The organism is Paraburkholderia sp. RL17-381-BIF-C, from assembly GCF_046026435.1.
Taxonomy (GTDB): Bacteria; Pseudomonadota; Gammaproteobacteria; order Burkholderiales; family Burkholderiaceae; genus Paraburkholderia.
Genome location: NZ_JARESX010000038.1, coordinates 1 through 14,786 on the forward strand (window position 1 = coordinate 1; position 14,786 = coordinate 14,786).

Annotated in this window: 13 protein-coding genes; 4 read left to right on the forward strand and 9 right to left on the reverse strand. The window is 62.2% G+C overall.

What is annotated here, in order from left to right:
• The 3 genes from P0D70_RS22350 to P0D70_RS22360 all read right to left on the reverse strand — a co-directional run.
• Positions 1-1,139, reverse strand: a 1,139-nt coding sequence (locus P0D70_RS22350; RefSeq protein ID WP_408186075.1) for an MFS transporter, incomplete at its 3' end; no start/stop codon positions are given.
• A 154-nt stretch (positions 1,140-1,293) separates the two neighbouring features.
• A complete protein-coding gene (locus tag P0D70_RS22355; RefSeq protein ID WP_091796257.1) occupies positions 1,294-2,052 on the reverse strand; it encodes an SDR family oxidoreductase in 759 nt (252 codons plus the stop codon).
• 51 nt (positions 2,053-2,103) lie between these two features.
• Positions 2,104-3,543, reverse strand: a complete 1,440-nt coding sequence (locus P0D70_RS22360) for an aldehyde dehydrogenase family protein (protein ID WP_408186076.1) — start codon at positions 3,541-3,543, stop codon at positions 2,104-2,106.
• Between the two features lie 253 nt (positions 3,544-3,796).
• Between P0D70_RS22360 and ppa the strand changes: the two genes are divergently transcribed.
• Together ppa and P0D70_RS22370 are read left to right on the forward strand one after the other, a co-directional pair.
• On the forward strand, positions 3,797-4,324 hold the full coding sequence (gene ppa / locus P0D70_RS22365; protein ID WP_408186077.1) for an inorganic diphosphatase: 528 nt from the start codon (positions 3,797-3,799) through the stop codon (positions 4,322-4,324).
• Positions 4,325-4,595: 271 nt separating this feature from the next.
• Complete coding sequence (locus P0D70_RS22370; protein WP_408186078.1) at positions 4,596-6,695, forward strand: FUSC family protein; 2,100 nt, start codon at positions 4,596-4,598, stop codon at positions 6,693-6,695.
• A gap of 30 nt (positions 6,696-6,725) precedes the next feature.
• Here P0D70_RS22370 and P0D70_RS22375 read toward each other — a convergent pair whose 3' ends face one another.
• A complete protein-coding gene (locus tag P0D70_RS22375) occupies positions 6,726-7,052 on the reverse strand; it encodes a GIY-YIG nuclease family protein (protein WP_408186079.1) in 327 nt (108 codons plus the stop codon).
• A gap of 9 nt (positions 7,053-7,061) precedes the next feature.
• Positions 7,062-8,231: a GNAT family N-acetyltransferase gene (locus P0D70_RS22380; RefSeq protein ID WP_408186121.1), complete on the reverse strand. Its 1,170-nt coding sequence runs from the start codon at positions 8,229-8,231 to the stop codon at positions 7,062-7,064.
• Positions 8,232-8,364: 133 nt separating this feature from the next.
• Between P0D70_RS22380 and P0D70_RS22385 the strand changes: the two genes are divergently transcribed.
• Positions 8,365-10,053 (forward strand): NAD+ synthase, encoded by a 1,689-nt coding sequence (locus tag P0D70_RS22385; RefSeq protein WP_408186080.1) that lies wholly within the window; start codon positions 8,365-8,367, stop codon positions 10,051-10,053.
• 136 nt (positions 10,054-10,189) lie between these two features.
• Complete coding sequence (gene glnK / locus P0D70_RS22390) at positions 10,190-10,528, forward strand: P-II family nitrogen regulator (RefSeq protein WP_006048444.1); 339 nt, start codon at positions 10,190-10,192, stop codon at positions 10,526-10,528.
• Positions 10,529-10,789: 261 nt separating this feature from the next.
• On the opposite strand, the gene P0D70_RS22395 is transcribed toward glnK, so the two are convergent.
• The 4 genes from P0D70_RS22395 to P0D70_RS22410 form a co-directional block, all read right to left on the reverse strand.
• Positions 10,790-11,941, reverse strand: coding sequence for a porin (locus P0D70_RS22395; RefSeq protein ID WP_408186081.1), 1,152 nt, complete (start codon positions 11,939-11,941; stop codon positions 10,790-10,792).
• 590 nt (positions 11,942-12,531) lie between these two features.
• The gene (locus P0D70_RS22400) at positions 12,532-13,311 is read right to left on the reverse strand and encodes an ABC transporter ATP-binding protein (RefSeq protein ID WP_091796244.1); all 780 of its coding nucleotides are present in this window, start codon (positions 13,309-13,311) and stop codon (positions 12,532-12,534) included.
• A gap of 46 nt (positions 13,312-13,357) precedes the next feature.
• On the reverse strand, positions 13,358-14,071 hold the full coding sequence (locus P0D70_RS22405; RefSeq protein WP_091796242.1) for an ABC transporter permease: 714 nt from the start codon (positions 14,069-14,071) through the stop codon (positions 13,358-13,360).
• Positions 14,068-14,757, reverse strand: a complete 690-nt coding sequence (locus tag P0D70_RS22410; protein WP_091796240.1) for an ABC transporter permease — start codon at positions 14,755-14,757, stop codon at positions 14,068-14,070. Before P0D70_RS22410 ends, P0D70_RS22405 begins: the two co-directional genes overlap by 4 nt.
• Positions 14,758-14,786: the final 29 nt, after the last annotated feature.

Here is a 14,786-nt window from a genome sequence, read left to right on the forward strand (position 1 = left end):
GCGGCGCCCGTGCCGGCGAGGATCGCCGTAGGCAAACTCCAAAACAGCGGCAGGGTAGTAAGAATCCCCATCGTCGCAAGCGTCAGCGAAGCCATCGCCAACACAGTGTTATGCGTCCACACGACAGAAAGCACCAACCCAATCGCCCCCGCAAACGCCGGCAGCGCAATATGCCACCGCCGCTCCCGCTTCCTATCCGCACTACGCGACACAAACACCATCGCCACCACAGCCCCCGCGAACGGAATCGCCGACAGCAACCCGATCATGAAAGCATCCGTCACCCCAGTCGCCTTAATAATCGTCGGCAACCAGAAGCTCACCCCATACAACCCCATCACAAACGAGAAGTACGTCAGACTGAGCATCAACACCCGCCCACTCGTGAGCACCTGCCGAATCGGCATGTCATGCTTGGTCGCTTCCTCCGCGGACACATGCCGCTCGAGCATCTCCTGCTCTTCCTTGGTCAGCCACTTCGCCTTCGAGATCCGATCGTCCAGCATGGCGAACACCATGATCCCGACGATCACCGAAGGAATCCCTTCGAGCAGAAACAGCCACTGCCAGCCATGCCAGCCGTTCATGCCGTTAAAGGTCTTCAGGATATAACCCGACACCGGCCCGCCGATCACACCCGACAACGCAATCGCCGTCATGAACCACGTCGTCATGCGACCACGCCGATGCGACGGATACCAGTACGTCAGATAAAGAATGATCCCAGGAAAGAACCCCGCTTCAGCCAGACCCAGCAGAAAGCGCATCACATAAAACATCGTCGGCGTAGTCACGAACATGGTCAGCATGGAGATCACGCCCCACGACACCATGATCCGCGCAATCCACACCCGTGCGCCGACCTTATGCAAAATCACATTGCTCGGAATCTCGAAGATGAAATAGCCGACAAAGAAAATCCCCGCGCCGAATCCGTACACCGCATCGCTCAGCCCAAGATCGCTGGTCATTTGCAGCTTGGCGAAACCGACGTTGACGCGATCCAGATACGCGACCACGTAACAGAGCATCAGAAGCGGCGCGAGCCGCCAGGTGACCTTGCGGTAGGTGGCCTCTTCGAAAGTGGAAGGTGGCGCACCCGCGCCGGGATGGTGGAGCGGATTTGCGGGACTAGCCATGGTGTCTCCTCTTTTCTTGTGGAATTGAAGTACCGCCGTCGATCGATTCTATCCGCGCTCAGTGCTTTGCATGACGAATCGATACCGGGGGAAAACACTGACTGCGGCGAGGGCGGCGCAGCGGCCGCCCTCGCTCGAATGGCCCGGCGCGGCGCTACACGCAGCGCCCGCCGTCTACTTCGAGGCACACGCCGGTGATGAACTCTGCCTCGTCCGAGGCCAGATAAAGCGCGGCGTTGGCAATATCCTGCGGCGTCGAGAAACGCCCGAGCGGAATGCCGGCGAGAAAGCGCTGGCGATTTTCCGGCGTATCTTCCACGCCCATGAATTCGGACAGCAGCGCCGTCTCGCCGATCACCGGATTCACGCAGTTCACCCGAATCCGGTCCGGACCCAGCTCGACCGCCAGCGACTTGCTCGCGATAATCACCGCGCCTTTGCTGCCGTTGTACCAGACGAGCCCAGGGCGCGGCCGCACACCCGCCGTGGACGCAATATTGATGAAGCAGCCGCCGCCTTGCTCGCGGAAATACGGCACGAATTCCTGCACGCTCCAGTAGATGCTTTTCACATTCACTGCATAGACGCGGTCGAATTCGGCTTCCGTGACTTCCATCACCGGCTTGTTGCGATGCGTGGTGCCGGCGTTGTTGACGACGATCTGGACGCTGCCGAAGTCTTCGAGCGCGGCTGCGCGCAGCGTCTGCCAGTCCTCGCGCTGGGCGACGTTGCCGGCCACCGCGATCGCCTTGCCGCCGGCCAGCGCGATTTCGCTCGCCACGCGCTCGGCGGCCGGGCCGTTCAGATCGTTGACCACCACGTTCGCGCCTTCGCGCGCGTAGGTCTTCGCAATGCCTTCACCGAAACCCGAGCCGCCACCTGTGACGATGGCTGTTTTACCTGTCAACCGCATGATGTCTCCGTTGTTCGTTGTGGATGGTGATGCCAGTGCATGCCGCGCCCGCTAACCGTGCCGGATGGCAATGGTCTTCAGCACGGTGAACCCATAGAGCGCTTCGAAGCCTTTTTCGCGTCCGTGGCCCGAATGCTTGACGCCGCCGAACGGCAATTCCACGCCGCCGCCCGCGCCATAGTTGTTGATGAACACCTGGCCGGAGCGCAGGCGGCGCGCGAGCCGCATCTGCCGTGCGCCGTCGCGCGTCCAGATACCGGCCACCAAACCGAATGGCGTGCCGTTGGCGAGGTTCAAAGCTTCGTCTTCATCGCTGAACGACATGGCGGCGAGTACCGGTCCGAACACTTCGTCGCGCGCGAGGCGGTGGCTCGCGGGCACGTCGCGCAACAGCGTGGGCGCCTGATAGAAGCCGGCTTCCGGCGCTTCGGGAATTACCTCGCCGTGCGCCGCCATGGCGATGCCGTCGTGTTGCGCATCGTTGAGGAAATCCCACACGCGCCGCTGCTGTTTCGCGCTGATCAGCGGCCCGCAGTCGAGGTCGGCCTGCGAAGGGCCGACGCGCAACGCGTGAAACGCGCTGCTCAGTCGGTCGAGCAAGGGCTCGTAAATGGCCCGGTCGATCAGCACGCGGCTACCCGCCGAGCAGGTCTGCCCGGCGTTTTGCACGATCGCCGACACCAGCACGGGCAGCGCGGCGTCGAGGTCGGCATCGGCGAAAACGATTTGCGGCGATTTGCCGCCGAGTTCCAGCGTGACCGGCACGTGATTCTCGGCGGCCATTTGCGTGACGAGCTTGCCGGTCTCCGGCGAGCCGGTGAACGAAATGTGATCGATGCCCGGATGACGCGCGAGCGCCGCGCCGGCTTCATGGCCGTAGCCGGTGACGATATTCAGCGCGCCGGCCGGCAAACCGGCCTCGGCCGCGAGTTCGGCGACGCGCAGCACGGACAGGCACGCATCTTCGGCCGGCTTGACGACGCACGCGTTGCCGGCGGCGAGCGCCGCGCCCACGCTGCGCCCGAAAATCTGCATGGGGTAATTCCACGGCACGATATGGCCGGTCACGCCGTGCGGCTCGCGAATGGTCAGCACCGTATAGCCGGTCTGGTAAGGCAGCGTTTCGCCGTGCAGCTTGTCCGCCGCGCCGGCGTAAAACTCGAAATAGCGGGCGAGGGCGGCGGAATCGCCGCGCGCCTGCTTGAGCGGCTTGCCGGTGTCGCGGGCTTCGAGTTGGGCGAGTTCCTCCTGGCGCGCGGCGACCAGCATGGAGAGCCGGTACAGAATGCGGCCGCGTTCGGCGGCGCTGGCTTGGCCCCAGAGGCCTTCGAAAGCGCGGCGCGCGGCGTGCACGGCGGCGTCGATATCCGCTGCGGTGCCGCGTGCGAGTTGGGTAAAGGGCTGGCCGTCCGAGGGATCGAGTACGGCGATCGTCTCGCCGCCTGATCCGGCGGACCATTCTCCGCCGATGAAATGCCGGGCTTCTTCCATGCAGGCTCCTTGAGGTGTCACGAGCACCGCGCGGCGGTGACGTGGTGTTCACAAACGAGAGGCACAATCGAGAGACGCCCGACGATTATCGCCCCGATGTTCCGAGGGATGCCATTAGGTGATTGGCTATAATGCCGTATTCAGCACTGTCCGGCCGCAGCGCCGCTGCTCGAGGCGAGTTTCACGTTGCATCCCGTTCGAGCAAGCGCGCCGCACGCCGTGTTCCGAATTCCATCCCGACCAGAGAGCGCTCATGAGCTTCAATAACGTCCCCGCAGGCAAAGACCTTCCGCAAGATTTCAACGTCATCATCGAAATCCCGGCGCAAAGCGATCCGGTGAAGTACGAAGCCGACAAGGAAACGGGCCTGCTCCACGTCGATCGTTTCATCAGCACGGGCATGCGCTATCCGGCTAACTACGGCTACATTCCGCAAACGCTGTCGGGCGACGGCGACCCGGTCGACGTGCTGGTGATCACGCCGTTCCCGCTGCTGGCTGGCTCCGTGGTGCGTGCCCGCGCACTCGGCATGCTGCAAATGACCGACGAATCCGGCGTGGACGCGAAGCTGGTCGCCGTCCCGCACGACAAGGTCTGCCCGATGACCGCAAGCCTGAAGTCGATCGACGACGTTCCGGCGTACCTGAAAGATCAGATCAAGCACTTCTTCGAGCAATACAAGGCGCTCGAGAAGGGCAAGTGGGTGAAGGTCGAAGGCTGGGCGGATATCGAAGCCGCGCACAAGGAAATCACCGAAGGCGCGGCGAACTACAAGAAGTAAGCTGCGTCACGTTTGGTGGACAAAAAAACCGCGCGAGCCTGCAAGGGCCGCGCGGTTTTTTCATTTGCAAGTCGAAGCGGGAGGCCGGCGCGTTACATAGTCTTCAGAAGGGAGCATAGACGTAGCGCATCGATTGGATGAACCGAATGCATTTTTATAATTAGGGGTAAACCCTTATCATGGGGCAGCCGATGCGCTCACGTTGTTTCGCCGGCCTTTCTCAATGCGCTGATGCGGCGCCAATCCCTGTTCTTCTGAGCCCACCGTCCGGATGCTGAATCGCAAGTCCAACCCGTCGTCGTCTTCGCTGCGCTGGTCGAACTGGCTGTATGCCGTCGCGAGCGCGATCTATCGCAAGCGGCCGGTCTGGATGGTGTCGTTTTCCACGAGCGAGGCCAGTCTGTCGGAAGGCTTGAGAGCGGCTTGCGCATCCACGGCCATGCTCGCGCTGGGCAATGTGCTGCATGAACCGATGTTCGCGTGGGCCGCCATCGGCGCCTTCTGGACCTGTCTCGCCGATGCCGCCGGCTCCAACCGCGCCCGCTTTGCATCGATGATGGGCTTCGCGGTGCTTTCCACGGTGTGCGGTGGCTTGACCTCTTTCGCGTCCGCAGAGGGAACGGTGGTCGCTGCGCTCGCGGTGTTGCTGTTCACGAGCCTTGGCGCGTTCGGCAGGATCTGGGGCGCGGCTACATCGCAGGTGACGATTCTCGTGGCGACCGCCTGCGTCGTGATGGTCGATCGGCCGATGCACGATGTGCGGCAAGGTATGGCGTTTCTCGGTATCTACCTGGTCGGCTGCCTGTTCGCTGTCGCGCTGAGTCTGACGGTCTGGCGCATTCATCCGTTCGGTACGAGCCGCTCGACGCTGCGTGCCGTGTATCTGCGTCTGGCCGATATCGCGCTGGATAGCGCGCGGCTGCTCGAACGGCGCGCGGCTCGCGGCGAATGGGCCACGCATGCGGCGAAATTTCGCGCCGATGCCCGAGCCGCGCTCGAACGCTCGCGCAAAGTGCTGGCGCGGGTGCCGGCGTCGAGAACGGGCGGCCGCGAAACCTACGACACGCTGCTCGGCTTGCTGACCGACGGCGAAGCGTTGTTCGCTTACCTGATCGCCGTGTCCGGCGCCTGTGAGCGAGCGCCGGATAACGCATGGCGCGCGAAACGCGCGGCGCGGCTGCTGGCCGTGATGGGCGACTTGCTGCGCGACATCGGCGCGGCCGTCAATGATGCGCAGTGGGAGCGTCTCACTGCTTTGCAATTGCGCTTGCGCCGTTTTGCAAAGCGGCTCGAAACCGCGTTGTCGGAACCGGTGTCGCTGAAGTCCGATTTCGAACTGGTCGACTTCGCGCCGGTGTATGCGCAGCCCGAAGGCTGGCGCGACAGCGCCACGCGCCTCTTCACGCGCATCTGGGCTACGTTCAAGGCGAACCTGTCGGTCGAATCCGTCGGCTTGCGGCATGCGGCCCGCGTCGGCGTAACGACCACCGCCGGCTTTCTCGTGATTCGCGCGCTCGGGCTGCCGTTCGGCTACTGGGCCACCATGGCGACGCTGCTGATCTTGCAGCCTTCGATTGCCGCGACCTGGCCGCGCAGTATCGAGCGGGCGGCGGGCAGCATCGTCGGCGGCGTGTTGGCGGCGGCGATCGGCTACGCGATTCATTCGCCGCTCGGCATTTCCCTCGCGGTGTTTCCGCTGGTGATGGCGACCATGGCGCTGCGTCCCGTCAGCTACAGTCTCTTCGTGCTGTTTCTCACGCCGACTTTCGTGCTGGTGGCCGACTTCGCGACGCCGGGCGCCAGCGAATTCGTCTATGCGATCAGGCGGCTCGGCAACAACGTGCTCGGCTGCGTATTGGCGCTGCTCGCCACGTTCTATCTATGGCCGACGCGCGAAAAGATCGACTACCGCGCGTATCTGGGCGAAGCGGTGCGCGCCAATCTCGCGTATCTGCGAGCCGCGTTGGCGTCGCCTCGCCGCAGCGAGAAGGAGATGGAGCGCTTGCGCCGGGCCGCCGGTCTGGGCAGCAATAACGCGGAAGAGGCGATCGGCCGGATGCGCCTTGAGAAACTCGAGGACTCGATGGCCGATACGGTGACGCTGACGGTGCTGAGCGTGTTGCGCAGAATGGCCGGCACCGCGACGCAACTGCGGCTGAGTACGAACCGGCGCGATACGCACGACGAACTCGACGCGTGGATCGCGACCGTGAGCGCGGATATCGACGCCGCGTTGGATCGGACCTTGCGGCCGGTGCGTCACGCGTTGCCGGCGCGGGATGGGCTGACTTCGCTGGAAGCGGATGCGGTGGGGGAGCTTGCGTTGATGCATCGGCTGCTGAATGAGCGGATGAGAGAGGCGAGGGGATAGCGAGCCTGAACGAAGCCGAACGGCCCTCGTTCAGGACGCGCCAGTCACCTGCTCCGTCGCCTCATCAAGCACCACTTCAGGCTCCGGCAACGGCATCACAGACTCAAGCGTGCGCAATCCCGCCGCCAACGCCCGCTTCTCTGATGCCGCGAGCCGCTTGACCCAATACTCGGCGCGCGACGCGCTCGACCGGTCCGTCAATTCAAACGACGCCAGCACCCGCAACGGCTTGCGCGAACGCGTATAACGCGCGCCTTCGCCGCTGACGTGTTTGTCGAAACGCGCCTGCACATCGACGGCAATGCCGGTATAAACGCTGCCGTCCGAGCATTCGAGCAGATAAAGAAACCACGCCATAAACGCGCTTCAGCCTTTGAACGGATTGTGTTCGCGCAGCTCATCCACATACGCGTGGATGCTGTTCTTTTCGTTGTCGAGAAAGTGGCCGACCGCATCCGCGAAAGCAGGGTGGGCGAGCCAGTGCGCCGAGCGCGTCACCGTGGGCAGGAAACCGCGCGCCATCTTGTGTTCGCCCTGCGCGCCGCCTTCGAAGGCACCAAGCTTTTCCTCGATGCAGAATTCGAGCGGCTGATAGTACGCGGTTTCGAAGTGCAGGCACGGCACGTGTTCGAGCGCGCCCCAATAGCGGCCATACAGCGTGCCGCCGGTTTTCGCGTCGCGCTGATACACCACCAGCGAACTCGCGATCGGCTTGCCTTCGTATTCGGCGATCACGAGCAGCAGATTCTCCGGCATCGACGCGCCGATCATGCGGAAGAAATCGAGGTTCAGATACGGACTCGAAAAGTGCTCGCGGTATGTCTGCCGATAGCACTTGCTGAAGAAACGCCAGTCCGCGTCCTGAATGTCCTCGCCGCGAATCCGGCGCATCGTCACGCCGGCCTCCTGCACTTTGCGGCGCTCGGCGCGAATATTCTTGCGCTTCTTCTGTTCGAGCGTGGAGAGGAAATCGTCGAAGTCGCGATAGCCGTCGTTCAGCCAGTGAAACTGCACGCCTTCGCGTTGCATCATGCCCATGTCGGTGAGCGCGTCGGCTTCCGTTTCGGTGGGAAACAGCACATGCAGCGACGACACGTCGGCCTGCTCGGCGAACGCCATTAGCGTGGCCGCCAGATGCTTGAGCGCATGCGTATCCGCCGATAACAACCGGTTGCCTTGCACCGGCGTGAACGGCACGGCGCACAGCAGCTTCGGGTAGTACGGCAAGCCGTTGCGCTTGTAGGCGTCAGCCCAGGCCCAGTCGAACACGTACTCGCCGTACGAGTGCCCCTTCAGGTACACCGGCGCGGCGGCCACCAGCTTGTCCGTGCGCGGGTCCGTCAGCGTGACGAATTGCGGCGCCCAGCCGGTATCGGCGACCGCGCAACGGGTCGCATGCAGCGCGCTCAGAAACTCGTGCCGCAAAAACGGCGTGGGCTGCGACTGCTGGGCGAGGAGGGCATTCCATTCGGCGGCGTCCACCTCGGAGGGCGACGCCAGAATGCCCGTGCGATAATCAAAGCGTTCCTGGTTCAATCTGTGTGACTGTTCCCAATGAGCGGCGCGGCGCATCAGGCGCTACGCCGTTCGTTTATCCGATTTGTCCATTCCGTCGAGCTAACCAGCCGCGGTACTCGCAAGCCACGTCGGCTTGCCTGTCGATCCTGCCATGAAGACCCGAATCGCTCTTGCCCAAATCAATGTCACCGTCGGCGACTTCGCCGGCAATGTCGAAAAGATTGTCGCCGCCGCGCGCACCGCGCACAACGGTGGTGCGAAGCTGCTGATCGCGCCTGAACTCGCGCTCTCCGGCTATCCACCCGAAGATCTGCTGCTGCGTCCCGCGTTCTATGCCGCGAGCGCGGCGGCCCTGGCCGACCTCGCTTTGCAACTGAAACCGTTCGCCGGCCTGCATGTGATCGTCGGCCATCCTTTCCGTGACGTGGCGCACGGCCATGGTAATGCAAACGCGCCGATCGAGCGCGGCGTGCCGCCGGTCGATACGTTCAACGCGGCGTCGCTGATCGTGGATGGCGAAGTGCGCGGCACATATCGCAAGCAGGATTTGCCCAATACCGAGGTGTTCGACGAGAAGCGCTACTTCGCGTCCGACCCGCAGCCGTTCGTGTTCGAACTCGACGGCGTGAAGTACGGCGTGGTGATCTGCGAGGACGCATGGCATGCGTCGGCGGCGCAAATGGCGAAGGCGGCAGGCGCGCAAGTCGTGCTGATTCCGAACGGCTCGCCGTATCACCTGAACAAGGAAGCGGTGCGTTTCGACATTCTGCGCGCGCGGATTCGCGAGACCGGCCTGCCGATGGTCTACGTGAACATGGTCGGCGCGCAGGACGAACTGGTGTTCGACGGCGGCTCGTTCGTGCTCGACGCGCAAGGCGAACTGGTCGCCAAGATGGCGCAGTTCGAGGAAGCGACCACGATCGTCGAATTCGAAAACGGCACGCCGTTGCCCGCGGCGATCGCGCCGGATCTGTCGATCGAGGCTCAGGTTTATGCGGCGCTCGTCATGGGCGTGCGCGACTACATCAACAAGAACGGCTTTCCGGGCGCGCTGATCGGCCTGTCGGGCGGCGTGGATTCGGCGCTGGTGCTGGCCGTTGCGTGCGACGCGCTCGGCGCGGACCGCGTGCGCGCGGTGATGATGCCGTCGCGCTACACGGCGGACATTTCCACGACGGACGCCGCCGAGATGGCGCGCCGCGTCGGCGTGCGCTACGACGAAATCGCGATCGCGCCGATGTTCGACGCGTTCCGCAGCTCGCTCGCGGAGGAATTCGCGGGCCGCGCCGAAGACGCCACCGAAGAAAACATTCAGGCGCGCATTCGCGGCACCTTGCTGATGGCGCTGTCGAACAAGTTCGGCTCGATCGTACTGACCACCGGGAACAAGAGCGAAATGGCGGTGGGCTACTGCACGCTGTACGGCGACATGGCCGGCGGCTTCGCGGTCATCAAGGACATCGCGAAGACGCTCGTTTATCGGCTGTGCCACTACCGCAACCAGGCGACCACCTTCAGCAAGCAGGACATCATTCCCGAACGGATACTGACGCGCGCGCCGTCGGCGGAACTGCGCGAGAACCAGACCGATCAGGACAGCTTGCCCGAGTACGAAGTCCTCGACGCGATCATGCGCATGTACATGGAAGAGGACCGCTCGCTCGCCGAAATCATCGCGGCGGGCTACGCGGTGGAAGACGTGAAACGCGTCACGCGCCTCATCAAGATCAACGAGTACAAGCGCCGCCAGGCGCCGATCGGCATTCGCGTCACGCATCGCGCGTTCGGGCGCGACTGGCGTTATCCGATCACGTCGCGCTACACCGAACCGGTGGAGTGAGCCGCGCCGAATTCTCGGCCGATCGCTGCGGACTCAACCAAACCACGCGCCGGATTGCCGCAACGCATCCGGCGCGGCGTAGAATAAAAATCATCCATTTCCCTTTCACTCTTCCAGACACGAGACGAGGTCCGCCATGAAGCGCATCACTGCAGTCATCAAACCGTTCAAACTCGACGAAGTGCGCGAGGCGCTCGCTGAAGTCGGCCTCACCGGGCTGACCGTGACCGAGGTCAAGGGTTTCGGCCGGCAGAAAGGCCATACCGAGCTCTATCGTGGTGCAGAGTACGTGGTCGACTTTCTGCCGAAAGTGAAAATCGAAGTGGTGGTGGCGGATAACCAGTGCGATCAGGTGATCGACGCGATCATCGGCGCGGCGCGCACCGGCAAGATCGGCGACGGCAAGATTTTCGTCGCCGACGTGGAGCGCGTCATCCGTATCCGCACCGGCGAAGAAAACGAAGCGGCGGTTTGAACCGCCTGACTTCGTCGCTTCGAAGCAGGGACTGGGCGCGGCGGAATTAACCCACTGCGCTCACAAGCGCGACGTGAGCCAGGCATGCACCGAGGCGGTGCGCCAAGGCAGAAGGCAAAACCGTCCGCTCAAATAAAAAACGGTGCGATACCCTTTCGGACATCGCACCGATACGCGCCTCTCGCAGCAGCGTGAAAAAGATTCTCTTGAAGAATTCTTGACTACACCCCGGAGGAAGTCCCTCCGGGGAACACCGTTCGATTAGAACGAGTGTTGAATACCTGCGTACACGCCAGTCTGGCTATGACCCGGCAGCGGATTGTCCGTGCTGGTTGCCGTACCTGCGTTATTGGCATTCAGGCCGTAGTTAGCCGTCTTGCTGTTTTGCGTCGTTGCAACCTGGAGGTCCAGCAGCGTGCGCTTGGACAGGTTGTACGAGCCGCCGACCGTGTAGATCGTCGCGTTGCCCGCGCCATTGTTGCCGTTCACGTGGTAGACCGCAGCGATCAGCGCCGCTGCCGGCGTTGCTTGCCACGTCACACCGCCCCATTCGTGATCGAGCGTGGTCGGCTGGCCCGGCAGAACGTTCTGTGCACCTGCCGAACGGACAGCCTGGTAAGCAGCCTGAATCTTGAACTGACCCAGGAACACGTTCACGAGAGCCGAATATTCACGCGATGCCGCGAACACGCCGTTACCGACGTTGGCCGTATTGACTGCGCTCGGGTTCGGGCCGTACAGGGTACCGTTAGTCGGATTGCGGATTTCGTCGTAAATACCGCGAACCTGGAACAGCGAGTTCGTGTAGGTGACTTGTGCGCCAGCTTCACGACCTTGCGGGGTCGTGCCGTTGCCGTTCCAGCTCGTTGCGTTCGACAGCGCGTATTGACCGTAGAAGTCAAAGCCTGCGATCTTCGGCGACTGGTACGCGAAGTTGTTGCTCGATTGCGGCCAGTTGCGGCCACGCACCAGCGATGCCGACGACCAGTTCGATTGACCGAACGGGTCGAAGTCCCACACGCCGTTCGAGATGTACAGCATGCGACCCATCGTGAACGTACCGTACTGGTCGTTCGACAGGCCGACAGTTGCCCAACGATTGAAGAGACCGCCGCCGCCAGGGCCTGCACCCGTCATGGTGTTGAAGGAGCCTTCCAACTGGAACAGGACCTTGTTGCCGCCACCAATGTCCTCAACGCCCTTCAAACCCCACAGGCTGGTACCCCAGTCGCCGCTTTCAGCGCGCCAGCGGTTCGTGCTGCCAGTTGCCTGACCATTTGCACCCACGCCTTGCGGAACGCCCGTCATGTACTCAATACCGGCGTCAAGGCGGCCGTACAGCGTCACGCTGCTTTGGGCGTGCGCAACAACACCGGCTGTCATCAGCGCAGCGGCGAGCAAAGCTTTCTTCATCTTCTCCTCCATACCCTGTCAAAAAGTGAAACCCAGTACTGCGAATGGTGCTCGGCCGCGAATTGCGCCGAACAGAAATCGGTACCAGGGAGATTAGCGGGTGGATTGGGTCTCCTGCCGTGACGTGTAGCCTTGGGGCTATCTGGTCGTCATGCCGATCCCTCGCCGACCGGTTCTCCTCTGTGCTTTGAAGTAAAACTACTTTTAATGAACTTTGTTTTGCTACTTTGGTTACTAATTTATCAAAAATACACTTCACTGGGAGAAGAAATTAGTACCGGCCTCGATTGATGTCTCCAAATTGCAATAAGAATATGGGCGACGACCCGTCGCAACACCGGCGAAAATCGTGAAAACCCTTATGCGACAAGGGAATCACGGTTCGGCACGGGTAGCGTTAAGGATTGCCACTATTGACGCCTTAGATGCGGCAGAGTAGGGCGGAAAGGCGGGGGTTCGAGGCGGATAGGAGGCGGATTTCGTGGCCGAAATCGCCGGAATGCACAGGTCACCGAAACAAAAAAGGCGCCGGTAAGCGCCTTGTAATACTACTTCGACTACAGCCCAGATAATGGGTTATTCGTGGGCCGTTATTTGAGGCTGCCGGAGAGGAATTGCTTGAGCCGTTCGCTCTTCGTGTTCCTGAACACTTCGTCGGGATGGCCTTCTTCTTCCACGCGGCCTTGATGCAGAAACATCACGTGATTCGACACGTTGCGCGCGAACGCCATTTCATGCGTGACGACGATCATCGTGCGGCCTTCTTCGGCGAGCGTCTGCATGACCTTGAGCACTTCGCCGACCAGTTCGGGGTCGAGCGCGGAGGTCGGTTCGTCGAACAGCATCACGTCCGGATGCATGGCCAAGGCGCGCGCGATTGCCACGCGCTGCTGCTGGCCGCCCGACAGATGCGACGGATACTGCTTTTCGAGGCGCGGCGCGAGCCCGACCTTTTCCAGATATTCGCGCGCGCGCTCTTCGGCTTCCTTGCGCTTCAGTCCCAGCACGTTCACGGGCGCTTCGATGATGTTCTCGAGCACGTTCATGTGCGACCACAGGTTGAAGTGCTGGAACACCATCGAGAGCCGGGTGCGCACACGCTGCAACTGCTTCGGGTCCGACACGCGCAACGCGCCGTTCTTGCCGATCTGCGTGCGGACTTCTTCGCCATCCACGAAGATGCGGCCGGAATTCGGCTGTTCGAGGAAGTTGATACAGCGAAGCATCGTGCTCTTGCCCGACCCGGATGAGCCGATCACGCTGATCACGTCGCCGGCATTGGCCCGGAGCGACACGCCCTTGAGAACTTCGTTGTCGCCGTACTGTTTGTGAAGCTCATCGACGAAGAGCTTTTGCTTCTTGGTGTTCATCTGAATCCTTGGGCGTGCTGACTTACTGAGGGCGCGGTGCCTTGGGTTACTTGCCTTGCGGCCGCAGGTAAGCGAGCCAGCGGCGCTCGGCGCGGCGGAACAGCCACACGAGCGCGAACGAAATGCACAGATAGAGCAGGGCGGCGATACCGAACGCATTGAACGACTGATACGTGGCGGAGTTCACGTCGCGCGCGATCTTGAGGATGTCCGGCACGGTCGCGGTAAACGCGACGGTGGTGGCATGCAGCATCAGGATCACTTCGTTGCTGTAGTACGGCAACGCGCGGCGCAATGCCGAAGGCAGAATCACGCGCCGGTACAGCGTGAACGACGACATGCCGTAAGCGCGGGCCGCTTCGATTTCGCCATATGGCGTCGCCTTGATCGCGCCGGCGAAAATCTCGGTGGTGTACGCGCAGGTGTTCAGCGTGAAAGCGAGCAGCGTGCAATGCATGCCGTCGCGGAAGAACGCGTTGGTGAGCTCGTGATTGCGGATGATCTCGAGGCTGTACAAGCCGGTGTAGCAGAGCAGCAGCTGCACATACAGCGGCGTGCCGCGGAAGATATACGTATACAGCCACACGAGACCGGCGAGCCACTTCTTCTTCGACACGCGGGCTACCGAGAGCGGAATCGACAGGCAGAAGCCGAGCCCGATCGACACCACCAGCAGCCACAGCGTGATCGCCACGCCGGTGATGCGGTAGCCGTCGGTATAGAGGTAATTGCGCCAGTATTCCTGAATGATCTCGATCATAGATCCGCCTTTCGCACGCCGGTCGAGTAACGCTTTTCGAGGTACATCAGCACGAAGTTGGACACTGTGGTGATGACGAGATAGATCGCCCCTGCGAACAGGGTGAAGAAGAAGAACCGCAACGTGCCCTTGCCCGCGTCCTGCGAAGCCTTCACCACGTCGGCGAGGCCGATGATCGACACCAGCGCGGTGGCCTTGACCATCACCTGCCAGTTGTTGCCGATGCCGGGCAGCGCGAAGCGCATCATTTGCGGGAACATCACGCGGGTGAACACCTGCCAGCCGGTCATGCCGTAAGCCGAGCCGGCTTCGAGCTGACCGCGCGGCACGGCGAGAAACGCGCCGCGGAAGGTCTCGGTGAAGTACGCGCCGTAAATGAAGCCGAGCACCGCAACGCCGGCCACGAACGGATCGATGTCGATCTGATCCCAGCCGAGCAGGTCGGTCAGGTTGTTCAGCCAGATCTGGATGCTATAGAACAGCAGCAGCATTAACACCAGATCGGGCACGCCGCGCACGAGCGTGGTGTAGACGGTGCCTACGCCGTTCGAGATGCGGTTTTTCGACAGTTTCGCCGCCGCGCCGAGCAGGCCCAGCACGAAAGCGAACGCCAGCGACAACACCGCCAGTTTGACGGTTTGCCAGGTGCCGTTGAGGAGCAGCGGGCCGTAGCCTTGAAGGAACATAGGGGGTCCTTGACGATGTGTTTGCGACA